Source organism: Herbiconiux sp. 11R-BC (assembly GCF_049472555.1).
Taxonomy (GTDB): domain Bacteria; phylum Actinomycetota; class Actinomycetes; order Actinomycetales; family Microbacteriaceae; genus Herbiconiux.
In genome coordinates this window covers 474,574-497,016 of sequence record NZ_JBCEBO010000001.1, presented here as the reverse complement: position 1 = coordinate 497,016, position 22,443 = coordinate 474,574, and the positions used below count along the sequence as shown (strand labels likewise).

Sequence of the window (22,443 nt, the reverse complement as noted above, 5' to 3'; positions counted from 1 at the left end):
GGAATGATGGTCAGCGACACGGGTAAGGCAACTGTTCGCGAACGAGCAGAGTTCGAACAGATTCATTGGCGCAGGCTGTTCGCGCGGCGGCTGCTCGTAACCGACCTGCTCGTGCTGATCTGGGTGGTCTTCGGGGTGCAGATCGCCTGGTTTGGTGTCGATTCGGCCGATGTGTCGTTGCGCCAGGACCTCGGAGGACTGGCGGTCAGCTACACCACTATCTCGATCGTCATTCTGGTGAGTTGGCTTGTCGTGCTCCAGATCTACGGCACCCGCGGCTACCGGGTCATCGGCACGGGGACGCAGGAATACCGCCTCCTCGCGGACGCGACGCTGAGGCTCTTCGGCCTCGTCGCCATCGTTGCGTTCATCTTCAAGATCGATTTTGCTCGCGGTTACGTCTTGATCGCGCTCCCGCTCGGTCTACTGGTCCTGATCTTCTCGAGATGGATGTGGAGGCAGTGGCTCAACGTGAAGCGGCTGCAGGGGTCGTACACCTCGCGTGTTCTTCTGGTCGGATCTGCGGAATCCGCCGTGCACATTGCGCACGAGCTGAATCGTCAACCTGAGGCCGGCTACATGGTCGTCGGAGCGTGTGTCCCGACGTCGCTCGTCGGTGATGAGCTGCCGGGAACGTCGATCCCGATCTATGGGAATCTCGATCGGGTGATGAGAGCTTTGGAAGTGACGGGCGCCGACACGGTTGTGATTACCAGCGCCGACGAGCTTTCGCCGCAGCGGGTCCGGGAACTCAGCTGGGGGCTTGAGCCCGGACGGCAGCACCTCGTCGTTGCGCCGAGTCTGATAGACATCGGCGGCCCTCGAATTCATACGCGCCCCGTGGCAGGGCTCCCTCTCATCCACGTAGAGACGCCACGCTACGAAGGCGGCAAACGGTTCGCCAAGCGAACGTTCGATGTCATGGCAGCGAGTATCGGAATCCTCCTGCTCTCTCCCATCCTCGCGCTTATCGCAATGATCGTGCGTCTGAGTACGCCTGGGCCGGTCTTGTTCAGGCAGGAGCGTATCGGCTATCACGGCGAGAGATTCAACATGCTGAAGTTCCGGTCGATGGTGGTTGATGCTGAACAGCGACTGGTGGGACTGCAGGACGAGAAGCGCGATGAGGGCAACACAGTGTTGTTCAAAATGAAGGATGATCCGCGAGTGACTCCCGTGGGCAAATTCCTGCGTCGATACAGCCTCGACGAACTGCCCCAGCTCTTCAACGTATTCGGCGGAACGATGTCGCTGGTCGGACCCCGTCCGCCACTCGAGCGCGAGGTCGTGCAGTACGAGACCCATGTTCATCGCAGATTCCTTGTGAAGCCGGGCATCACCGGACTCTGGCAGGTCAGCGGGCGCTCGAACCTCTCGTGGGAGGATACCGTCCGCCTGGATCTGTACTACGTGGAGAACTGGTCGCTGACCGGGGACATCGTTATTCTGTGGAGGACGGCGAAAGCAGTCCTGGGTAGCGATGGGGCCTACTAGCTTGATGAGCTGCATCGGAGATCCTTGCCGAGCCCGAGCAGGGGAGTGTCATCGTGTCGACTAATCTGGCGGCGGCTGGCGCGCGCGGCGGACTGGTGACGATTTTCTCGCAGGTGCTGTCGCTCATCACGCGCATGGTGGGTCTGATCTTCTTGGCCCGGCTCCTTCCGCCCGAAGTCTTCGGACTCGCCGCCATCGTGGTCGCGATCACCACGTTTGCGTCTGCAGTCATCTTCCTCGGGCTTCCCATGGCGACGGTCCAGGCCACCACACTCAGCCAGCGCGCAAAGTCGAGCCTGTTCGTCATCAACACTGGGTTGGGTGTCGGTCTAGGGCTCATCTTGTTCTTCTCCGCGGGATTGATTGCGAGCTACTACGGAGATGACCGCCTTGTGCCAATGGTGCAGTGGCTGGCCCTCGTGCCGACCTTGAGCGGAATCCAGTCGCAATTCCGCCTACAGTTGGTGCGAAATCTTGAGTTCACGGGGCTCGCGGCGAGCGAGGTCGTTTCACAGCTCCTCGGCACGTGCAGCGCGATCGTGCTCGCTCTGATGGGCAAGACCTATGAAGCGATCATCGCCCAAAGTGTCGTGCAGTCTCTTTCGCAACTCCTGATCGTCACGATCCTGTCGAGGTGGTTGCCCACCATCCCAGGAGCATGGGCGACAGAGGTCAAGGAGCTCTTGATCATCGGCCTTCGGATCTTCGGAACGAATCTCCTGCGGGACGGCTCCCGAAGCATAGTGGTGCCGATCATGGCGGTGTTCAATTCGCCAGCGGCGATCGGAAATTACGATCGCGCCCAGCAACTCGCCATTGTCCCGATCAATCTGACCGTGGATCAGTTGCAGCGGGTGGCGATTCCGATCCTCTCGCAGTTCAGGGATGCTCCGGCGCGGATGCTCGCCTATATGCGCCGAGCTCAACTCGCTGCCGCCTATGGGACCGCAACCGGCTTTCTCGTTGGCGCGGCGCTCGCACAGCCGTTGCTCACGTTCCTTTTAGGACCAGACTGGACTCTCGCAGGCACGATCCTGCAAGCCTTGGCCATCGGCGCCGTGTTCAGGACTCTAGGTCAATCCATGCAGTGGATTTTCATCTCTGCAGGCGCGACCAAGCAAGGATTCACCTTCAGCCTCTGGTCGCAGCCCGCGATCGTGCTCATTTCTCTCGCCGGCCTCCCGTGGGGCGTCTTGGGTGTGGCCATCGCGAATGCCATCGCGTGGTCTCTGTATTGGCCTGCCGCCACGATCGTGGCGTCCAGGGCCGCTGGGTTTGCGTCCGCGCCTTTGATCACGGACGCTCTGAGGGCCTTCTCCTGCTTCGGAATACCCGTGGGTCTCGCCGCCCTCATCGCGAGGTTCCTCGGGCTCGACGATCTCCCGACGATTCTGGTGGGCATCGGCTTCGCGGTGGTCATGGCGGCGCTCCTAGCCATTCTGATTCGACCGATCAGAAACGATCTCTTGGCGCTCCTCGACGTATTGAAACTTGCACTGCAGAAGCGTTAGCCCTCTGTAGCCGTCCCCAATAGTGACTCCAACCAGCCAGATAGGAACTGAATTGAACGAGCGCAGCCCGAGTGTCCTGTTGATTGGCGCATATGAGCGTGAGAACTTTGGCGACCTACTCTTTCTCCTACGCACGCGCGCGTACCTCGGTGACTCCGAGACCACTGCATCCGCACCCTTTAGCGGCGAGATGCTGGAACTTCTAGGTGAGCGGATTCCTGCCTACTCTGAAGCGCTCGCGGAGCGCCCGCACGATGCGGTCTGGGTCGTCGGCGGGGAAGTCGGGGGCACTACGGTCTCTGACGCTTATCGTATGTCGGCTACGGACGAAGAGTGGACGCAGTATCAGCAATCGCCGCAGAAGGAACGCTGGGCGCGACTGGAGCAGGTGTCGGGGATGCGTGTCGCTGCTTCTCCCTACTTGCCCCGGATGTCGGCATTTCCCCAGACGTATGGCTCCGCTCTCGTCGTGAATTCTGTGGGGCTCAGCGGAATGCGCCGACTGCTGGGAGACCGGCGGGACGAGACTCTGGGAGCCGTGCGAGAGGCGGCATTCGTGTCGGTCCGTGACAGGCAATCCAGCGATCTGCTTCGTCAGCTCAGCATCACGCATACCTTGGCGCCGGATCTGGTCCACACCTTGACTATCGACGAGCCGGGAATCGCCGACAAGCAGTCCGATCTGGCATTAGTCCAGGTGAAGGGCAACGTCCTTTCTCGATACGGGGCAGCTGAACTTGCGCGCGTCCTCGCGACGAGCCGGAATCTTGCGGACTACCGGATCCGGCTCTTCAGCGCTGGCTCAGCGCGTGGGCATGATTCGTTCGAGCTCTACCAAGACGTGGTCGACGAATTCAGGAAGATGGCTCCGGGCCGTCAGATTGACATCTCGACCCAGATGCGGCCGATGGACAAGGCCGCCGAGATCGCCAGCGCGGGTCTCTGGTTGGGTACGTCGCTCCACGGTCTCATCATCTCCACGGCATACGACGTGCCGCGGGTCGCCCTCGAACTCGACAAACTCGTGAGGTATGCCGAGACGTGGGAAGAGACAATGCCCTTCGGTGTTGCGCTCGATGATATCGATGCTGCAGTCGATTCCGCCTTGGCTGCGTCGGAGGCGTCGGTCAAATCGAAAAGATCGCTCGATCTCGCGCAACAGGCGCAATCCAGTATTCGTGAAGCGGTTTCCGCCGCGGCATCGGGGTTGTCGCAGGCGGACTTGAGCGCCCGACGGGAGCGCATCGCCCGCCGAGTCGATCGTCGCCGCAAGTCTCCGGTCAACGCTCTCGTCCGAGCTGTGAGGCCCGGAATCTAGGGTTTCTTTGCGATCGAGGTCTCGATCGCGCGAGCGAATGACGGAGAGATACTCGTCACCGCGAAAATTTCGAGGGCGCGACGACGCATCTCAGCACCCAACTTCGCTCGCACCGATGGGTCTTTGAGCAGTAGCAGCTGTTCCGCCATCGCCTCGGCATCTTCATGGGGTACTACGACCCCTAGTTCTCCAACGGCCCAGGGCAGAGGATCGACGTCGGTCACCACGACGGCGCGTTCCAGCATCATCGCGTCCACAAGCTTCACCGGCAGTTGCCCGATTGAGTTCGCGTTCCGCTTGCTCGGAATCGCGACGATGTCGGACTCCGAGACGATCTGAAGCCCGCGCTCGAACGGGACGTTTCCGATCCAGTTCTCCCAGGGAGCAGCGTCTGCGGGAGCCTCATCGGTGATCGTCAGGGTGAATCCCTCGTCTGCGACCGCTTTGGTGGCCTCGCGAAGAACGTCGATACCCTTGTGCGCGCGGGCGGTCCCGACGAACGCAATCGTCGGAGTGTCCGACGTGTGGGCGTGGATGGCGATGTCATCGAGCCGGGCGTGCGGCACAATGATTCCGCCATACCTCGCCTCAAGGGTTGGGTTGCTCACCATGATCGTGGCTCGACGGGCCAATCGCCCTTTGCCGCGAACCGAGGTCCAGAATCGGAAATAGCGAAGTCGCCACAAGAGCGCCCGCCACAACGGCTTCCAGGCCAGGCGAGCTTCAAGGTCTGGGTCATCGATATCCACGACGAGTGGGAAAGGTCTCTTCTTGAGGGCGCTCAAGGCGAGCCCGAGTGACTGCCTGAGTGGTTTCACCGCGACGACCGCGTCGTACTTTTGCGCTTCTTCGAGGAGGTAATCAACCTGCGCGCTTCGACTTGTCAGTCGGACGCGATGACATGCCGCGGCGAATTCTGTTCCGCTTAGCGGGCCCCAGACGTCCTCACCGTGGAAGGAGATCACGGTCGCGTCCCACCCCAGCGATTTTGCCAGCAGCCACAAGGAATAGGTTCGTCCCGTGGAGTTATCGTCAAGAAAAGGCGTGAGAAACAGGACAGAGCGAACCGGCGCTGTGGTGTCCAATCAATGGCTCCCTGGTTTTCATCGTACGGGGGCTGAAGCGGAACTTTCGGTGTCGGACCCGATTGTTCTTGCAGTCTAGTTGTGAATCAGGACGGTCTCGAATAGAGGTACGTTATAGCTGGGGATCACGGATGGATTCAACCAATCGTGACAGTTCACCATTGTTATGCGCTCCCACCAATCCACACTTCATGTGCCGACTGAGAGAGACAGAATCTAATGGCAATTGCGTCGAACGTCGAATGGGGCGGACTGCGGTTTACCGCTGCGAACGTTGACACTGCGGCTGACATGGTGTTGAAGATGGCGGCGGAGAGCTCGTCCGGTCATGTCCATCTCTGCAACTCTTGGACGGTCGTCGTAGCCAACGATGAGCCCGCCGTCATGGAGGTGTTGAAAGACGCCGGAGCCGTAAACCTCGTCGATGGCGTGCCTCTCGCCAAGGTGCTCTCGGCCAAATCGGGATCGGAATTCTCCACCTCGCGGGGCCCGAGCCTGTTCGAGACAGCCGTGCCGCGAATTGCGAACGCAGGGCTAAAACAGCTGTTCCTCGGGTCGACTCCAGAGGTACTTGCGCGAATCGAAGGACGTCTCGGCGGCCTGGGCCTCGATCCCAGCCTCTTCGCCTTCAATTCCCCGCCATACGCACCGGTAACACCGGAGAGCACCGCTGCGATAGTCGAGATCGTGTCCGATGCCCGGCCGGACATCGTATGGGTGGGTCTCGGAACACCTAAGCAGGACTTGATTGCCCGTAACATCAGTGAGGAACTCGGCATTCCGGCGATCTGTGTCGGCGCCGCATTCGACTTCTACGCGGGATCTGTCAAGGAAGCGCCCAAGTGGGTGCAGGGGTCAGGCTTCGAGTGGCTGTACCGGTTCGCCGCAGAACCTCGCAGACTATGGCGGCGATACACCTACGGAAACGTCAAGTTCGTCCGCCTAGCTCGAACCGTCAAGTAGACGATGGCAGCGAAGCCGAGGGTCCTTCTCTTCGCCTACGCGTGCGATCCTCGTCGCGGCAGTGAGCCGGGTGCGGGTGCGACTGTCGCGGGGGTGGTCTCCGAGATAGCCGAAAGCGTCGTCGTGATCACGAGGATCGAGGCGGATCTGCCCCCAGAGGAACTGCAGAAGCAGTTGGGCTCGAACGTCCGCGTCATCACAACGGGACCGCGAACCGGTGGCATGCCAACCTACCTCCGCTACTTCCTCTGGATTCTCGCGGCGTCGAAGGTGGCTCGCAAGCTCCGCTCCGAGAGTCAATTCGACGTTCTTCATCATGCGACCTACGCCACCGATTGGTTCGTGAACCCCTTCGTCTTCCTTCGGAAGCTCGCCACCGAAGTCTGGGTCTGGGGACCTGCCGGAGGTGCCAGTTACGCGCCCGCCGCCGTCTCCCGCATCGTTCTCGAGTCAGCGGCTCTCAGTGAGCGTGTGCGTACTTGGTCTACCAACAGCATCAGGGCCGTCGTGCACAGGCTCTTGCGGGCGAAGGTAGACACCGCCATAGCGTTGAACCTGGATTCTGAGAGGAGCTTCGTTCGTGGAAAGTTCGCAAAGGTACTCACGCACTCGAATGCGGTGCTCGACTACGAAAACTTGCCGGTTCGCGGTGTTCCCGATGAGCGCGTCTTGGTCTACGCGGGGCGTGGGGTGTCCTGGAAAGGTCTCACGATTGCGATCAAGGCAATGGCTTTCCTCCCCGATTGGAAGTTGAAGATCGCGGGTCCGGGAACCAACTCCGACTCCTATCGGGCGATGGCGCGCGAGATCGGCGACCGAATCGAGTTTCTCGGGGCTCTCGATAGAGCGAGTACATTGTCGCTCTTCGCGAGTGCAACGGCGATGGCGTTGCCGAGCTTGCATGACTCGGCGCCGTGGGCGGCGGGTGAAGCCGCCGGAATCGGAACTCCGGTTGTGTGCCTAGACCTCGGGGGAGTGGCGACGATGGCAGGTTCGATGGCGGTGGTGGTTCCGACCGGCTCGGACGGCGATCTCCTCCAGAAGTTCGCGAGTGCAGTCAGAACAACTCCTCATATGGACGCTGCGCCCGACCGATCGCACACCAAGCTTGCGCTAGCCGAGACCTTCGTCAACGCATATCGGAGGTCGCCCCGGTGAAGGTGCTGATGCTGTACAACGACTACCTTCAGGCGGGTGGCGAGCGGGTCTCTGTGGCGACGGAGTTTGAGGCTCTTCGTGCCGCCGGCGTCGATGTCCAGATGCTCTCCGTCAGCAACGAAGACCTCGCTGCTTCCGGCGCGATCGGAAAGATCAAGGCGACCTTCCCCCGAGAGCAAGCACGCACACAAGTGGCCGCCGCGATCGCGGAATTCGAGCCCGACTTAGTACATGCACAGAATCTCTTTCCGCAGCTCGGAGCTGGCGCAGTGCGCGCGATTCGCGACGCAGGCTTGCCTTGGGTGAGAACGATTCGAAACTACCGCAAGGGTTGCATTGCCGGCACTCTGGTGCGAGACGGACAACCATGCACGGACTGTGCTGGGTCTCTGGGACGACTCCCGGGTGTCATCCACGGTTGTTACCAAGGAAGTCGAGCAGCTTCGGTCGGCGCGACGAACTATGCGTATTGGGACGCGGCCGCTGAGAACGAGCACCCGCCCGCTTCGTACATTCTCATCAGCCAAGCGATGTGCGAGAACATCGAGTGGGCCCTGAACGCGACCCCGAATGTCACAATCTCACACAATGCGGTTTCTGCAGAGGACAGAAAGCGGCGGCGAATGGAAGAGCGCCGGTACGACATTGCATTCATCGGGCGACTGACTCGAGAAAAGGGCGTCCATATCGCGCTTGAGATGGCGCGAATTCAACGATCTCGGCGCTTCATCTTTGTGGGTAGCGGACCGATGCTTGGAGAAGTGGAAGCGGCCGCAGTTGAGCTGGAGAATGTCGAATGCCGTGGGGTACTCAGCCCCCATGAAACAGCCGAGGTAATGGAGAACTCTCGGTTGGTGATCGTGCCGTCGATGTGGGAGGAACCGTTCGGGCGCGTTGCGGCGGAGGCCCTCGCGTACGGCGCAGTTCCTGTCGTCTCGTCGCTCGGGGGCCTTCCGGAGATTGCTGAGCCGCTTGATCCGGCGCTAGTCGTTAGGTCCTCGGAAGCGAAAGATTGGTCAAGGACGGCTGAACGTATCCTTTGTGCATCATCGATCGAGCTGCAAGATCGGTCAGATGCGGCTAACGATCGCTGGCGCTTGCACTTTTCGCCAGGGTCACTTGCGACGCGTCTCGCCGCGATCTACTCTGCAGCCCTTTCGCTCTAACCGTTGGACTCGGCCACGCGCTGTGGCAACGCGTTGGATCGGCTCACTTGTGCCTGGGTGCGAGGGTCGGCCTGATCGATACCTCGTTGAGATGCCAACGCGATGGCGAGGGCCATCGTCATGTATCCGAAGGGGGATTCGAGGATCACTCCTGCTGAGGCTGCTGAGAGCAGCCCGATAGCCAGTCCCAGACCGATCGAATTCAGCCCTCGATACTTGATCGCTCGGCGAATTGCCAAACCGAGCCAGCCGGCGAATGCGACGATGGCCAGGCACAACCCGACAAGGCCCACCATTGCGAACCATGTCACCCAGTTGTCGTGTGCAGCTCGAACAGATGGATCGCCCGACAGATAGCGGACCGCTCCACTGTTGAGTACTGGGTTCGCTCCGAACCCGAAGCCCAGCCAAGCGGTGCTTCCGTGATCAATTGAATAGTTGATCAGCAGAGCCCATGCATCCAGGCGGGCCGTCCAAGTGTTTTGCCCGGACTGGTAGACCGAGCTGCTGTTAGGCACCAGTTTCTGGAGTGCTACAGCCCATTCGGGAGGGGCGCTAGTTACGGCGACCACAATCAGAAGCAGTGGGGCCGCTGCGAGAGCCGTAACCGCCAATCGAATGGGGCCCTTTTTCGCGTCCGAGAATGGGCGTTCCAGCAGGGCCACAACCGCTATTAGGACGACAGCGGAGATCAAGCCAGCGCGACTACCGTTGAAAAGGATCGCCGCCGACCCAACAAGGCACAGTGCGCCTCGCAGAAGTGACGGCATGCGCCTGTCCATAGCTATGACGACCACTGTCAGGCCGCCGATGAGGAGATCGAAATCGCCGCGAGGCTGAAAAGCCGCCGTGCCCCCGATGAGCGGGATGGTAACGGACGGCAGAATTTTGAACACCGCTGGAGCAAACCAGAGAAGGTGAAGAAGCAGGGCGTTCCGAAGCCACCGGAACGCGCGCTCCCGGCCCAAGGACTCAATCGCGCGGTAGAACACAGGGATCAGAAGGAAGTAGACGAACGGAAGAGAATCGCGAATAGCGAAGATCGAGAAACCCGGACTTCTGAGTGCGCCAATCAAGAAGATGGCTCCGGCACAGAATGATCCAACCAACAGCGCTCGTGGGATCGGTGGAGGTGACATTCGTAGAGCCGCTGAGCGAGTATCGAGCCGCGATAGCAGAACGAAGAGAACGCCGAGGAATACCGACAGATCTGAAAAGTAGATCGGTACGCCGGGCAGGCCGAGATAGCTTCCCCACCGCCCGCCTGCCACGGCGATCAGCGGACCGATGACGATCATCCGTAGACCGATGTGATGGAGGTCAAGCAGCCGGGAACCGCTGCGAGGCAGCGAAGCGACGCTTTTCTCCGACATTAAGGGTTTCCTCACCGACATCGGGTGGCTGACGTGTGTGCAGTACTTTTCGTTGAGTCTATTCAAACCACAACCACGGTCGAGCCGATTCGGCCAAAGGCCCGGCTCTATGACGTAACTGGCATGAATCGGTCACAGGCACGCAATCAGATCGTAATGTTCTGCCCATTAGGCTTGGATCACACGGCGACTGGGGCTCTCGCCTCGTGGCTGCATCAATCATGGGGAGAGACTTGGGCAAGCGCGCGTTCATCACAGGAATCACGGGTCAGGATGGCTCATATCTCGCAGAGTTGCTCCTGCGCAAGGGCTACGAGGTCCACGGACTGATCCGCAGGGCTTCGACCTTCAACACCGCTCGGATTGATCACCTCTATGTGGATCCGCATGACCCTAAGGCGCGGCTCTTCTTGCATTACGGCGACCTCAGCGACGGGGCGCGCCTAGTGACGCTGCTGTCCGAGATCAAGCCTGACGAGGTCTACAACCTGGCCGCTCAGTCTCACGTGCGCGTGTCGTTCGATGAACCGGAGCACACCGCGGACACAACCGGTACGGGCACTATCCGCCTCCTGGAAGCCGTGAGGCTGGCGGGCATCGAGACGCGCTTCTACCAGGCGTCTTCTTCGGAGTTGTACGGGGCAACCCCGCCGCCGCAGAATGAGGAGACGCCCTTCTACCCGCGCTCGCCCTATGGCGCCGCCAAGCTCTACAGCTTCTGGATCACGAAGAACTACCGCGAGGCGTACGGAATGTTCGCAGTGAACGGCATCCTCTTCAACCATGAGTCTCCGCGACGCGGTGAGACGTTCGTGACCCGCAAGATCACCCGGGCGGTCGCGGCCATCAAGGCCGGCACTCAGGATGCGGTCTATCTGGGAAACCTCGACGCGATTCGCGACTGGGGCTACGCAGCCGAGTACGTCGAGGGAATGTGGCGCATGCTTCAGGCCGATGAGCCCGATGACTACGTTCTGGCGACCGGGGGTAACTTCACTGTGCGTACCTTCCTCGAAACCGCGTTCTCCCACGTCGGCCTCAACTGGGAGGACCACGTCCGATTCGACGAGCGTTACCTGCGACCGACTGAGGTGGACGCCTTGATTGGAGACGCCACGAAGGCCAAGGTGAAACTGGGTTGGGAGGCGACTGTGGACACGGCCGAGCTCGCCAGGATCATGGTCGACGCTGATGTCGCTGCGCTGGAACACTCCGGCAAGCCGTGGATCGACTCGGTGAAGCTGGCTAGCTGGGGGACGGCATGACGATCTCAGATGATGTCGCGTACTCGCCAGCGCCACTGGACCGTTCGGCACTGATTTACGTCGCTGGTCATCGAGGCCTTGTCGGATCGGCGATCTGGCGAAATCTCGAAGCCGAGGGCTTCACCAATCTCATCGGGCGTTCATCCGCTGAGCTCGATCTGAAGGATCGCGACGCCGTCTTCGCCTTCTTCCGTGAGCACAAGCCGGATTACGTCATCCTTGCTGCGGCCAAGGTCGGTGGCATCCTGGCCAACAGCACATACCCCGTCGACTTCTTGAGCGAAAATCTGCGGATCCAGGTCAACGTGATGGATGCCTCACTTGAGGCCGACGTAGAGCGCCTACTATTCCTGGGCTCCTCGTGCATCTATCCGAAATTCGCGGCCCAGCCTATTCGCGAGGACTCCCTGCTGACGGGGCACCTCGAAGAGACCAATGATGCCTATGCGATCGCCAAGATCTCGGGCATTCTTCAGATTCAGGCCGTGCGGCGGCAGTACGGCAAGCCATGGATCTCCGCCATGCCCACGAATCTCTACGGGCCAGGCGACAACTTCTCGCCGAAGGGGTCCCATGTGCTTCCCGCGCTCATTCGTCGCTACGACGAGGCTGTGAGTAACGGCGAGTCCGTGGTGACGAATTGGGGTACAGGTACTCCGAGGCGCGAATTCCTCCATGTTGATGACATGGCGGCAGCATGCCTGCACCTGCTCGAGAATTACGACGGCCCGGAGCAGGTCAATGTCGGTACAGGTAGCGACGTCACCATCAAGGAGATATCCGAGGTGATCGCCAAGGTCGTTGGTTTCGAGGGCGTCACGGAGTGGGACACCGATAAGCCGGACGGTACGCCCCAGAAGCTTCTCGACGTATCCAAGCTCGCGGGTGCTGGATGGACCTCCAAAATCGGCCTGGAAGATGGATTGCGCTCGACGGTGGACTGGTACCACGAGCACATCGATTCCATCCGCCAGTAGATACGCAGCGACACGCGACGCCTGGCTGGGATTCGTCAGCCGAACCAGAACCACGTTAGGAAAAGATGAAGATCTCTGTTGTCGGTTGCGGATACTTAGGGGCCGTTCATGCGGCGGCGATGGCGGAATTGGGTCATGACGTCGTCGGCATTGACGTCGATACGGCCAAGATCGAGTTGCTCGCTAGCGGGCGGGCGCCGTTCTTCGAACCCGGGCTACCTGAAATCCTCACTTCCGCCCGAGACTCGGGTCGGCTGCGATTTACAACGGACATGTCCGAGGCTCGAGGGTCGTCCGTGCACTTCATCGCTGTGGGCACTCCGCAGAAGAAGGGTGAGTACGCCGCGGACTTGACGTATGTCAATTCGGCTGTGGATGCTCTGATCCCGTTCTTGACCGACGGCGATCTAGTGGTCGGGAAGTCGACGGTTCCCGTGGGAACCGCCGCCGACCTCGCCGTTCGGGTGTCCAGCGGGGCCCCCGGCGCGATGCTCGCCTGGAACCCGGAATTCCTCCGAGAGGGCTTCGCTGTCAAGGATACGATCTCGCCGGACAGGCTCGTCTACGGAGTCAGTTCGGATCACGATGGCGCTGTCGCCAAAGAGATGTTGGACGAGGTTTACGCCAAGGCCCTGTCGGAAAATACACCACTCGTCGTGACGGACTATGCGACCGCGGAGCTGGTCAAGGTCTCTGCGAATGCCTTCCTGGCGACCAAGATCTCGTTCATCAACGCCATGGCGGAGATCGCGGAGGTCGCGGGGGCGGACGTCACCCAGCTCGCGGACGCGATCGGATATGACGCCAGGATCGGGCGTCGGTTTTTGAACGCAGGCGTGGGATTCGGAGGTGGTTGCCTCCCGAAGGACATCCGGGCTTTCTCGGCGAGAGCTGAAGAGCTTGGTCGCGGTGAGTCAGTCGCTTTCCTGAAGGAGGTCGACGCCATCAACCTTCGCCGTCGGCAGCGCGTTGTGGACATGGTTCGTGAATCCCTGGGTGGTGAGGTGTACCAGAAGAAGGTCGCCGTTCTCGGTCTTGCCTTCAAGCCAGATTCGGACGACGTTCGCGACTCGCCTGCACTTGACGTCGCGGTTAACCTCCACGGCCTTGGAGCAGACGTCGTGGCCATGGACCCGCAGGCGATCGAGAACTCCAAGCGTCTGCATCCCCAACTGCTTTTCACCGAGAGCGTCGAAGCTGCACTTCGTCACGCGGACGCCGTCGTGATTGTCACCGAATGGAAGGAATTTCGGGAGCTTGATCCTGTAGCCGTCAAGGCGTTGGTCAAGTCTCCCGTGATCATCGACGGCCGAAACTGTTTGGACGCCATCGCGTGGCGAGAGGCTGGCTGGACATATAGGGGAATGGGGCGACCCTAGTTCTCAGGCATCCTCTGATTGAATGGTGCCCGTGACGGACGAGGCTGGTGACCTGGAGCGTAGGTGGGCGGATTCTGAAGCTTCGCCTCGGCGCTCGAGCGGGCGTGGTCACTCATCATCAGGCCGTCGGCGTGGAAGCAGACGCCGGAGACAGCGCAATCGTCGCATTGTCATCTGGAGTGTTGTCGGAGCACTCGTGCTTCTGGCGCTCGTCGCTGGGTGGGTTGGAACCCGAGCCTGGTTGGCAAAGGGGGAACTCGAGGCGGCTGTGCCGTTGGCTTCGACCATTCAATCGGAGGTCGGATCCGGCAAGGTCGACGAAGCCCGCGCGACAGCCGATGAGCTTCGCAGACATGCCCAGTCCGCCGCGTCGCTGACGGATGATCCGATCTGGCGTTCTGTGGAACTTCTCCCCTGGGCCGGAAGCAATCTCACTGCGTTCCGCGAAGCGGCCGCCGTGACCAACGATGTTGCCAGTAACGCTGTCTGGCCGCTGGTGTCCAACGTGGCCCAGCTGGGAGTGGGCAGCTTCCAGCCGGTCAATGGCACGATCGACCTTGCAGCGCTTGCATCGGCGGAGGCCAGCGTCACGAGCGCTGCAAGTGCGCTGGACCGAGCCGCTGTCGACGTGAATGCCATCGACACCTCAGCGACCATCGTGCCGGTGACTCAAGCAGTTGGTCAGTTGCAGGCCACTGTGCAGCGCGTCGACGATCTCATGGCCGGAGTGAGTAAGGCGGTCACGCTGATTCCGCGGATGCTCGGGGCAGAAGGCCCACGGAATTACCTTCTCCTGTTCCAGAACCCTGCTGAGCTGCGGGCGGGCGGAGGAATCACCAGCGCGCTCGCCTTGGTCTCGACGCAAGATGGGTCCGTGCGTCTAGCCAGCCAGGCCTCCTCGAGTAGCTTCCCGGTGTTCCCGAGCCCGGTGCTCGCCCTCCCGGACGAGACCCGCGGGCTCTACACGGATCGTGTATCCCGTTATGTGCAGAACACGACGCTGACACCAGACTTCGATCTCTCGGGCCAGATCGCGTCGACGATGTGGACAGATCGATTTGGTGGATCGGTCGACGGCGTGATCTCCTTTGATCCCGTTGCGCTGAGCTACCTCCTGAAGGCCACCGGCCCGGTCGTGCTGCCTTCGGGAGACAAGCTCACGGCTGAGAATGCCGTCAAATTCTTACTCAGCGACGTGTACACGCTCTACCCGGAGCCGGTTGTTCAAGATGCCGTTTTCGCATCGGCGGCGAAGGCGGTGTTCGATCGCGTGGCTGGTGGTGACATCGATCCCAAGACCCTCATCGACGCACTCGTTCAATCGGGTCAAGAAGGCCGCTTCAAAATCTGGAGTTCTCACAGCGACGACCAGGCACTCTTGGCTGGGACTACGCTCGCCGGAGGTATTCCCGGTAATGCCGGCGACAGCACTGGCATAGGCGTCTATTTCAACGACGCTACGGGCGCGAAGATGGACTACTACCTAACAACTGCGGTCGATGCTCAGTCGGAAGTGTGCAGAGCGGATGGGCGGCCGGCGATCCGGGTTCGAGTGACGCTCACGAACACTGCACCGGCCGATGCAGCAACATCCTTGCCGGCCTACGTCACCGGCGGCGGCGGATTCGGCATTGCACCCGGCAACATCAAGACCCTGGTTTACGTGTACGGGCCGCACAGCTCTGGTGAGATGAATGACGCCACGATCGTCACGAGCGTCGATCCCGGAATCCCCGGTGGGACCTACCGGGCTGCCCTCGATCAGGGGTACCTGGTTGCCGAAGTGCCAGTCGAATTGGCGCCGGGAGAAACGCGAACGGTCACGGTTGACTACCTCGCGCAGCCGGGGGACTCCTTGCTGCTCAACGCGCAGATAACCCCTACGATCAACCCAACTGTTTACTCAACCGAAATAAACACGGGTTTCTCAGGCTGCCCTATCCGCTAGCATGGTGAAAGATTCATCTGCAACACGACAGCGTCGGTCGTCAGACTCGACGCTGTTTTTACGCGCTGAACCTTAAACAACAAAGGGTGGGGAACCTCAATCATGATGAAAAAAGCACTGGCCGTCGCGGCTCTCGCGATCGTCGCCATCTTCGCAGTACCGACCGCAGCCAACGCTTACGTGCCGCCGTCGAACATCTCGTCTCCGGGCTCTCTCGCTCCGGGTGAAACGGGAACCGTCAGCTTCGCTCCGGGCTCGTTCACTCCGGGTGAGCCTGTCTCGTTCACGCTCACCGGTGAGAACGCATCCGGTGCCACGCTCGCTTCCGTGGTGAGCGCAGTCGACTCGCAGTCGATCACCAAGTCGGCGGATGCCAGCGGCTCCGCAGCACTCTCCGTTACTCTTCCGCTCAACGCTTCCGGCGCTTACAGCATTACGGCGACGGGCCTTGAGTCCGGTCGCATCGCGACTGTCGCGATCTCCACGGGTGCCCCCAGCGATAGTGGAACCGGGACCACCAGTGGCACCGGCTCTTCGTCGGGCAGCCTGCCCAACACGGGTGCCATGGACCCGACGCTCGGCATCTGGGCCGGTGGCGGACTGCTCGCCCTCGGCGCGGCGTTCGTGATCGTTCTCACGATCGTCCGTCGCCAGAAGTCCTCGGTCAACTCCTAGTAGCCGCGAACATCCCATACCCGATGCCCGGGGCCCTCGCCGAAAGGCGGGGGCTTCGGCATTTAACCCGAGCGTCACCAGTGCAGTGGCGGCGGCTTGTATACAACCGGCGTAAACTCTCCTCGTGAGCACAAAGAATGTCGACGTCGCATTGATTGGCGGTGGCATCATGAGTGCCACCCTCGGCACCATGATCAAGCAGCTGCAGCCCGACTGGTCGATCATGATCTTCGAGCGCCTGAGCGACGTGGGGCAGGAGAGCTCGAACCCCTGGAACAACGCCGGCACGGGCCACGCCGCCCTCGCCGAGCTCAACTACATGCCCGAGGCCGCCGACGGCAGCATCGAGCCCACCCGGGCCGTGAAGATCAACGAGCAGTTCCAGGTGAGCCGCCAGTTCTGGGCCTCACTGGTGGAGCAGGGCATTCTGCCCCACCCCACCTCCTTCATCAACCCGACCCCGCACATGACCTTCGTGCGCGGGGAGGACAACGTCGACTACCTGCGCCGCCGCTACGAGCTGCTGAAGAACGAGCCCCTGTTCGCGGGCATCGAGTTCAGCGACGACCCGAAGGTGGTCTACCAGTGGGCGCCGCTGCTGGTGCGCGACCGCCAGAAAGGCGAGAAGATCGCCGCCACCCGCGTGCCCTCGGGCACCGATGTCGACTTCGGCTCGCTCACCCACGAACTCTTCGACTACCTCGTGGCCAACGGCGCCACGCTGCGACTCGACACCGACGTCAAGAAGCTCAAGAAGCAGAAAGACGGCAGCTGGAACGTCTCGGTGCGCGAGCGCATCGGCAACACCCCCTACACCGTGAACGCCAAGTTCGTGTTCGTGGGCGCCGGCGGGCACGCGCTCCCGCTGCTGCAGAAGTCCGGCATCCCTGAGATCAAGGGCTTCGGCGGCTTTCCGATCAGCGGCAAGTTCTTCCGCACCGACAACCCCGCCGTCGTCGCCGAGCACCACGCCAAGGTCTATGGCAAGGCCGCCGTCGGCGCCCCGCCCATGTCGGTGCCGCACCTCGACACCCGCGTGGTCGACGGTCAGTCGTCGCTGCTCTTCGGCCCCTACGCCGGGTTCAGCCCCAAGTTCCTCAAGTCGAGCTCGTGGCTCGACCTGCCGGCCAGCATCCGGGCGCACAACATCGGGCCGATGCTCGCCGTGGCGCGCGACAACGGCGACCTGATGAAGTACCTCATCGGGGAACTGCTCGCCTCGCGCAAGAAGAAGCTCGCCGCTCTGCGCGAGTTCATGCCCACCGCCGACCCCAAGGACTGGTACCTCATCACCGCTGGCCAGCGGGTGCAGGTGATGAAGAAGGATGCGAAGAAGGGTGGAGTGCTGCAGTTCGGCACCGAGGTCATCACCGCCGCCGACGGATCCATCTCGGGGCTCCTCGGGGCCTCGCCCGGCGCATCCACGGCCGTGCCGATCATGCTCGACCTTCTCGCGAAGTGCTTTCCCGAGGAGTACCCGGCGTGGGAGAAGCAGCTCGGCAAGCTCATCCCCTCGCTCGGCACCCAGCTCAATGAGCACAAGCGCCAGGCCGAGAAGACCCTCGAGTCGACCGCAGAAGTGCTGGAACTGACCCGCGGATGAGTTCTCCCCCGGGAGAGGCCAGCGCCCTTCCCGGGCCGGATGCTGCTGCCGCGGCCGGGCCGGGCCGCATCGTCGGGCTCGACCTGGCGCGGTTCGTGGCTATTGCGGGCATGATCGCCACGCACACCTGGCTCTACGCCGACATGCCGTCGGGGGAGCGCATCGCGGGGAGCGCTCTGTTCGACGGGCGCGCATCCGCTCTGTTCGCCGTGCTCGCGGGGGTGGGCATCGTGCTCTCGACGCGGGTCGCGGTGGCCTCCGGGCGCGTGGGCTCGGCGCGGATGATGCTGCTCGGGCGGGGAGCTGCGCTCATCGCGCTGGGGCTCACGCTCGACCTCGTCGACGTGCGGCTGCTCGTGATCCTCGTGTACTACGGCGTGATGTTCTGGCTGATCGCGCCGCTGCTGACGGTGCCGACGTGGGTGCTGGCGGTGGTCACGGGGGTGGTGGCCGTGGGGGCGCCGGTGCTCGCGTGGCTGGTGGCGTTGTGGAGTGCACCGTCGATCGGCGCTGCCCGGGCGGCGGGGGAGCACGTGGTGAGCGGCAACGTCTCGTGGGCCGACCTCGGCGACCCTGTGGGGGTGCTGCGCGAAGTGTTGTTCACCGGGTCGTATCCAGCCATCATCTGGCTGGCATATGGGCTCGGCGGTGTGCTGATCGGGCGGGCTGTGGTGCGCATCCGGTCGGTGGCGGCGCTGCGGTCGGTGGGGGTGCGTGTCGCGCTGGCGGGGGGTGCGGTGTGGGTGCTCGGGATCGTGGTCAGCCTGCTCGTACTCGGGCCCGTGGGGGCCGCGGCCGGCGTGGCGGCGGATGCGCGCATCCCGGCCTCGCAGGGTCTCGGCCTGCTGCTGCAGTCGGGCAGCGGGCATCCTTCGGCCAGCAGCGCCTGGTATCTGCTGACGCCGGCGGCGCACACCGGGTCGACGGTCGACCTGCTGCTGACCGGCGGGTTCGCGGTGACGGCCGTCGGGGTGCTGATGCTGGTGGGAAGCGTGCTCGGGCTTCTCGCGCAGCGCATCCTGACGCCGGTGATCGGGGCGGGGCGAGCGCCGCTCACGAGCTACACGGCGCACGTGCTGCTGGTGGCGGTGGTGACGGGGCTGCTGCTGCCGGCGCCGTGGTCGTCGCTGAGCTACGCCGACTACGTGGCGCTGGGAACGCCGTGGTATCTGTCTAGCTTCGGGATGTTCGCGCTCAACCTCGGGCTGGTGCTGGTGATCGGCACGGTGCTGGTGCTGCTGGGGCGGCGGGGGCCGCTCGAGTTCTGCGTGACCTGGGCGGGGCGGGCTGCCGGCGGGTTGGTGAAGGCGCGGCGGTAGTGGTTTGGGAGTGGGGGGTCTCGCGCCTTCCGGCCTAGGCTGAATGAAAGTAAGGAGATCGATGCGTTCATCTACTCCGATGCCGGGCAATCCGTGGCCGCACGACATGCAGCTCACGATCGAGAACTCGCCGCACGCGCTCCACGAGCTTCTCTGGATTCGAGAAGCGTGGGGCTTGCAACCCGAGGGGGAGGATCTCCCGCCTCTGCTCTCGGACACCCCCGCTGCGGTTGAGGGCGATCGCCCTGGCGCCTGGACGGACTGGCAGGAGGCGTGGCCGGAGCTGTGGGGGGCGTGCGTGGCGCACGCGGGAATCCCGGCCGACCCGACCATCTTCGACCGGCTCACGGCTGCGACGGTCGGGTCATCGGAACGGGCCGAGCTGCTCGCGCAGCTGGTGGGACCGTCTTGGCGTGAGCGATTCGGCGACGACGCGTTGACGACGGAGTTCAACGACTGGGAGGCGGCGCGATTCGAGGAGCTTCGCTCGCAGGTGCACACACCGGCTGCGGAATCTCCCGAGTGGAAGGCGCTGGACGCCCTGGTTCCGGCCTGGCGGGCGGGGCTCACCAAGCTGGTTCTCATCCCGTGCCGCGGGTCGTACACGCGGCCGATCGGTTCGGCGGGCCTGCTGCTCACCGAGGAGACGCGGAACGATCCTGCGCGCTACCAGGCGGCCCTGCGAAGCCGGTAGGTGTGCGGCCCGACGCGCGGCTCTCGACGCGGTCGTTCGCCTCGACGAACAGTTCAGCGAGCGCGCTTCGCGCGCGATGTCGCCAGACGGTAGCCGCCCCAGAACGCGAGGGCGGCCAGCCCGAGCACGGCGACGACGGCGCCCGCGACCGCACCCCGACCGACGACGAGGGCGGCATGGGGAGTGAAGACCGTGCCGGAGAGCGGGGCGTAGGCGAACCATCCGAAGGATGCGTCCTGAGACGTGGAGATCACGATCGCGATGACCCCTGCCACCATCAGCACGACGGCGGCAACGGGGAGAACGAACAGGGTGCTGCGACGAGTCGGGGCCATGTATCCACGCTAACTTCTGCGCTCGCAGACGACTAGGCGCGGACGGACGGCGCGGCCGGGTCAGCGCCGGGTCAGCGGCCGAAGAAGTCGTCGAGGCCGGGGAGGGTGAACCCGGATGCGAGACCGCTCACCTGGTCGCCGAGACCGCTCACCTGGTCACCCAGGCCGGCAACCGACTCGCCTGCGCCCGTCGCCAGTTCGCCGACCCCGCCGGCGACGCCATCGAGTCCGCCCGTGAGGCCCTCGAGATCGAGGGAGCCGGCCAGGGCGTCGAAGTCGACGCCGAACGAGGCGGCCTGCTCCAGGAGCGGGCCGGCCACCGAGCTGACGACGGCGCCTCCGGCGACCGCGGCGAGCACGCCGCCCGCCGCAAGACCGGCACCCGCGACGGCGCCGGCGCCGGCGCCGCCGGCGAGCGCACCCCGGCCGATTCCGCTTCCGTTGCGGTAGCCGCCACCACCGGGTCCTGCCGCGACGCCGGCGCGGGCCAGCAGGCCGCGGAGGGCTCCAGGCCGCGACGCCTCCGTGCGGGTGGCTGCTCGTGCGAGGTCGTCGGGCCCGGATGACCGAGGGTGTTCCGATCCGGGCAGTTCGGCGCGCATCCGATCCTCGATCTGGGCGCGCTGGGCTGGGGTCAGCCGCGCGAAGGCCTCCCGATGGACCTGTTCGATCTGGTGGGGGTCGGCGGTCTGCAGGAGGTAGTCGTAGCGGGCGATCGCCGCCCGGTCGGCCTGGGTGGCCGGGGCGGAGGGGGCCCCACGGCCGGCTGGGGCCGTGTGCGGGGAGGGGGAGGCGGCCGAGGTGCGCCCGGTCTGCGCGCCAGGGGCGGCGGAACGCCCCTCGCCCGTCAGCGCATCCGCCGCGCTGCGCACGACTGAGCGCCAATCGGGCTGCCCGGATGCGCCACCAGGAGTGGAGCCTGACCCGGACCCGGAGCCGTCGAGAGCCTTCTTGGCCAGATCGCCGAGTTTCGAGAACATGCTCACTTGGAGGCATCCTTTCGCTCGAGAGACGAGGCAGAGGATGAGGGAGGCGTCGCCGCGGCGACCGGTTCGCGCCGCCCGTCGGCCCGCGTCTTCAGCAGGCTCGCGGTCGTCGCGACGGCGATCGTGGCTCCGATGAACAGCAACGAGAACCAGATCGGGATCTCGGGCACCCACAGAACGGGCTCACCGCCGTTGATGAACGGCAACTCGTTGACGTGCAGGGCGTGGAACACGAGCTTGACCCCGATGAACGCCAGGATGACGGCGAGCCCCTGCGAGAGGTACACGAGGCGTTCGAGCAAGCCTCCGATGAGGAAGAACAGCTGCCGGAGCCCCATCAGCGCGAACGCGTTCGCCGTGAACACGATGTACGCCTCGTTGGTGAGGCCGTAGATGGCGGGGATGGAGTCGACCGCGAAGATCAGGTCGATGAAGCCGATGGCGATGATGGTGAGCAGCATCGGCGTGACGAAGCGCTTGCCGCTCTTCACCACGGTGAGCTTGTCGCCGTCGTACTCGTCGCTGACGGGCAGGATGCGGCGCACGAGACCCATGAAGCGACCGTTCGCCGGATCGGACTCGTGGTTCGAGAAGGCCTGCCGGTACGCGAGGAAGAGCAGGAGAGCGCCGAAGAGGTAGAAGATCCACGAGAGGTTCTCGATCAGCGTCGCACCGACCGCGATGAACCCGCCGCGCAGGATGAGCGCGATGACGATGCCGATCATCAGCACCTTCTGCTGATAGGCCTTCGGCACCGCGAACGCCGACATCACGAGCAGGAAGACGAAGAGGTTGTCGATCGACAGGGCCTTCTCGGTGAGGTAGCCGGCGAAGTACTCGCCGCCGTAGTTCCAGCCGGAGACGGCGCCGATCCCCACCCCGAAGAGCAGTGCGAGGCCGATGTAGAACGCCGACCAGCGTGCGGACTCGGCGATGGTGGGCTCGTGCGGCTTTCGCACATGGGCGAAGAACTCGTAGACGAAGAAGGCGATCGTGACGAGGATCGTGATGATCCAGATCAGCGGGGTGACCTGCATGGGTGTACTCCAAAGGGAATCGGCGTGAACGATGACGCCAAGGTCTCCTCCGCCCCGATCGAGATCGGAACCTGTGGCCCGGGACGCTTCGACGCATCCGTATTGACGGGCTCACCGCAGACGGGAGTACTCCCCTTGTTGCCTCCACGATACCGCA

Annotated in this window: 19 protein-coding genes; 14 read left to right on the top strand and 5 right to left on the bottom strand. The window is 63.1% G+C overall.

Annotated features, from left to right (window positions below):
* The first annotated feature begins 6 nt into the window (after positions 1–6).
* The 3 genes from VD659_RS02225 to VD659_RS02215 are packed head-to-tail and all read left to right on the top strand — an operon-like array spanning position 7 to position 4,323.
* Positions 7–1,494, top strand: a complete 1,488-nt coding sequence (locus tag VD659_RS02225; protein WP_423260036.1) for a sugar transferase — start codon at positions 7–9, stop codon at positions 1,492–1,494.
* A 53-nt stretch (positions 1,495–1,547) separates the two neighbouring features.
* The gene (locus VD659_RS02220; protein ID WP_423259513.1) at positions 1,548–3,005 is read left to right on the top strand and encodes an oligosaccharide flippase family protein; all 1,458 of its coding nucleotides are present in this window, start codon (positions 1,548–1,550) and stop codon (positions 3,003–3,005) included.
* A 52-nt stretch (positions 3,006–3,057) separates the two neighbouring features.
* Positions 3,058–4,323 carry a polysaccharide pyruvyl transferase family protein gene (locus VD659_RS02215; RefSeq protein ID WP_423259512.1) on the top strand — a complete coding sequence of 422 codons (1,266 nt, stop codon included), beginning with the start codon at positions 3,058–3,060 and terminating at the stop codon, positions 4,321–4,323.
* Here VD659_RS02215 and VD659_RS02210 read toward each other — a convergent pair.
* Positions 4,320–5,408, bottom strand: a complete 1,089-nt coding sequence (locus VD659_RS02210) for a glycosyltransferase family 4 protein (RefSeq protein ID WP_423259511.1) — start codon at positions 5,406–5,408, stop codon at positions 4,320–4,322. The two genes, VD659_RS02215 and VD659_RS02210, sit on opposite strands and share 4 nt — an antisense overlap.
* A gap of 219 nt (positions 5,409–5,627) precedes the next feature.
* On the opposite strand from VD659_RS02210, the gene VD659_RS02205 reads away from it, so the two are divergent.
* Genes VD659_RS02205 through VD659_RS02195 form a run of 3 tightly spaced genes read left to right on the top strand, consistent with a single transcriptional unit; the run spans position 5,628 to position 8,695 of the window.
* Positions 5,628–6,371: a WecB/TagA/CpsF family glycosyltransferase gene (locus tag VD659_RS02205; protein ID WP_423259510.1), complete on the top strand. Its 744-nt coding sequence runs from the start codon at positions 5,628–5,630 to the stop codon at positions 6,369–6,371.
* A 3-nt stretch (positions 6,372–6,374) separates the two neighbouring features.
* Positions 6,375–7,529, top strand: coding sequence for a glycosyltransferase family 4 protein (locus tag VD659_RS02200; protein WP_423259509.1), 1,155 nt, complete (start codon positions 6,375–6,377; stop codon positions 7,527–7,529).
* Positions 7,526–8,695 carry a glycosyltransferase gene (locus tag VD659_RS02195; RefSeq protein WP_423259508.1) on the top strand — a complete coding sequence of 390 codons (1,170 nt, stop codon included), beginning with the start codon at positions 7,526–7,528 and terminating at the stop codon, positions 8,693–8,695. Before VD659_RS02200 ends, VD659_RS02195 begins: the two co-directional genes overlap by 4 nt.
* Here the strand turns inward: VD659_RS02195 and VD659_RS02190 are convergent.
* Entirely contained in the window at positions 8,692–10,068 is a 1,377-nt protein-coding gene (locus VD659_RS02190) for an O-antigen ligase family protein (protein WP_423259507.1), read from the bottom strand. The two genes, VD659_RS02195 and VD659_RS02190, sit on opposite strands and share 4 nt — an antisense overlap.
* Positions 10,069–10,301: 233 nt before the next feature.
* On the opposite strand from VD659_RS02190, the gene gmd reads away from it, so the two are divergent.
* From gmd to VD659_RS02150, 8 genes are all read left to right on the top strand, one after another.
* Positions 10,302–11,333 carry a GDP-mannose 4,6-dehydratase gene (gene gmd / locus VD659_RS02185; protein WP_423260035.1) on the top strand — a complete coding sequence of 344 codons (1,032 nt, stop codon included), beginning with the start codon at positions 10,302–10,304 and terminating at the stop codon, positions 11,331–11,333.
* Positions 11,330–12,310 (top strand): GDP-L-fucose synthase family protein, encoded by a 981-nt coding sequence (locus VD659_RS02180; protein ID WP_423259506.1) that lies wholly within the window; start codon positions 11,330–11,332, stop codon positions 12,308–12,310. Before gmd ends, VD659_RS02180 begins: the two co-directional genes overlap by 4 nt.
* Positions 12,311–12,375: 65 nt before the next feature.
* Positions 12,376–13,689, top strand: coding sequence for a UDP-glucose dehydrogenase family protein (locus VD659_RS02175; protein WP_423259505.1), 1,314 nt, complete (start codon positions 12,376–12,378; stop codon positions 13,687–13,689).
* Between the two features lie 196 nt (positions 13,690–13,885).
* Positions 13,886–15,637 carry a DUF4012 domain-containing protein gene (locus VD659_RS02170; RefSeq protein WP_423259504.1) on the top strand — a complete coding sequence of 584 codons (1,752 nt, stop codon included), beginning with the start codon at positions 13,886–13,888 and terminating at the stop codon, positions 15,635–15,637.
* 102 nt (positions 15,638–15,739) lie between these two features.
* Positions 15,740–16,312 carry an LPXTG cell wall anchor domain-containing protein gene (locus tag VD659_RS02165; protein ID WP_423259503.1) on the top strand — a complete coding sequence of 191 codons (573 nt, stop codon included), beginning with the start codon at positions 15,740–15,742 and terminating at the stop codon, positions 16,310–16,312.
* 124 nt (positions 16,313–16,436) lie between these two features.
* Positions 16,437–17,915: a malate:quinone oxidoreductase gene (locus VD659_RS02160; RefSeq protein ID WP_423259502.1), complete on the top strand. Its 1,479-nt coding sequence runs from the start codon at positions 16,437–16,439 to the stop codon at positions 17,913–17,915.
* A complete protein-coding gene (locus VD659_RS02155) occupies positions 17,912–19,234 on the top strand; it encodes a hypothetical protein (RefSeq protein ID WP_423259501.1) in 1,323 nt (440 codons plus the stop codon). Before VD659_RS02160 ends, VD659_RS02155 begins: the two co-directional genes overlap by 4 nt.
* 79 nt (positions 19,235–19,313) lie before the next feature.
* Entirely contained in the window at positions 19,314–19,928 is a 615-nt protein-coding gene (locus VD659_RS02150; protein WP_423259500.1) for a hypothetical protein, read from the top strand.
* Between the two features lie 53 nt (positions 19,929–19,981).
* Here the strand turns inward: VD659_RS02150 and VD659_RS02145 are convergent, their stop codons facing one another.
* The 3 genes from VD659_RS02145 to VD659_RS02135 form a co-directional block, all read right to left on the bottom strand.
* Positions 19,982–20,263 (bottom strand): hypothetical protein, encoded by a 282-nt coding sequence (locus tag VD659_RS02145; RefSeq protein WP_423259499.1) that lies wholly within the window; start codon positions 20,261–20,263, stop codon positions 19,982–19,984.
* A gap of 71 nt (positions 20,264–20,334) precedes the next feature.
* The gene (locus tag VD659_RS02140; protein WP_423260034.1) at positions 20,335–21,243 is read right to left on the bottom strand and encodes a hypothetical protein; all 909 of its coding nucleotides are present in this window, start codon (positions 21,241–21,243) and stop codon (positions 20,335–20,337) included.
* Positions 21,244–21,245: 2 nt separating this feature from the next.
* Positions 21,246–22,286, bottom strand: a complete 1,041-nt coding sequence (locus VD659_RS02135; protein WP_423259498.1) for a TerC family protein — start codon at positions 22,284–22,286, stop codon at positions 21,246–21,248.
* Positions 22,287–22,443: the final 157 nt, after the last annotated feature.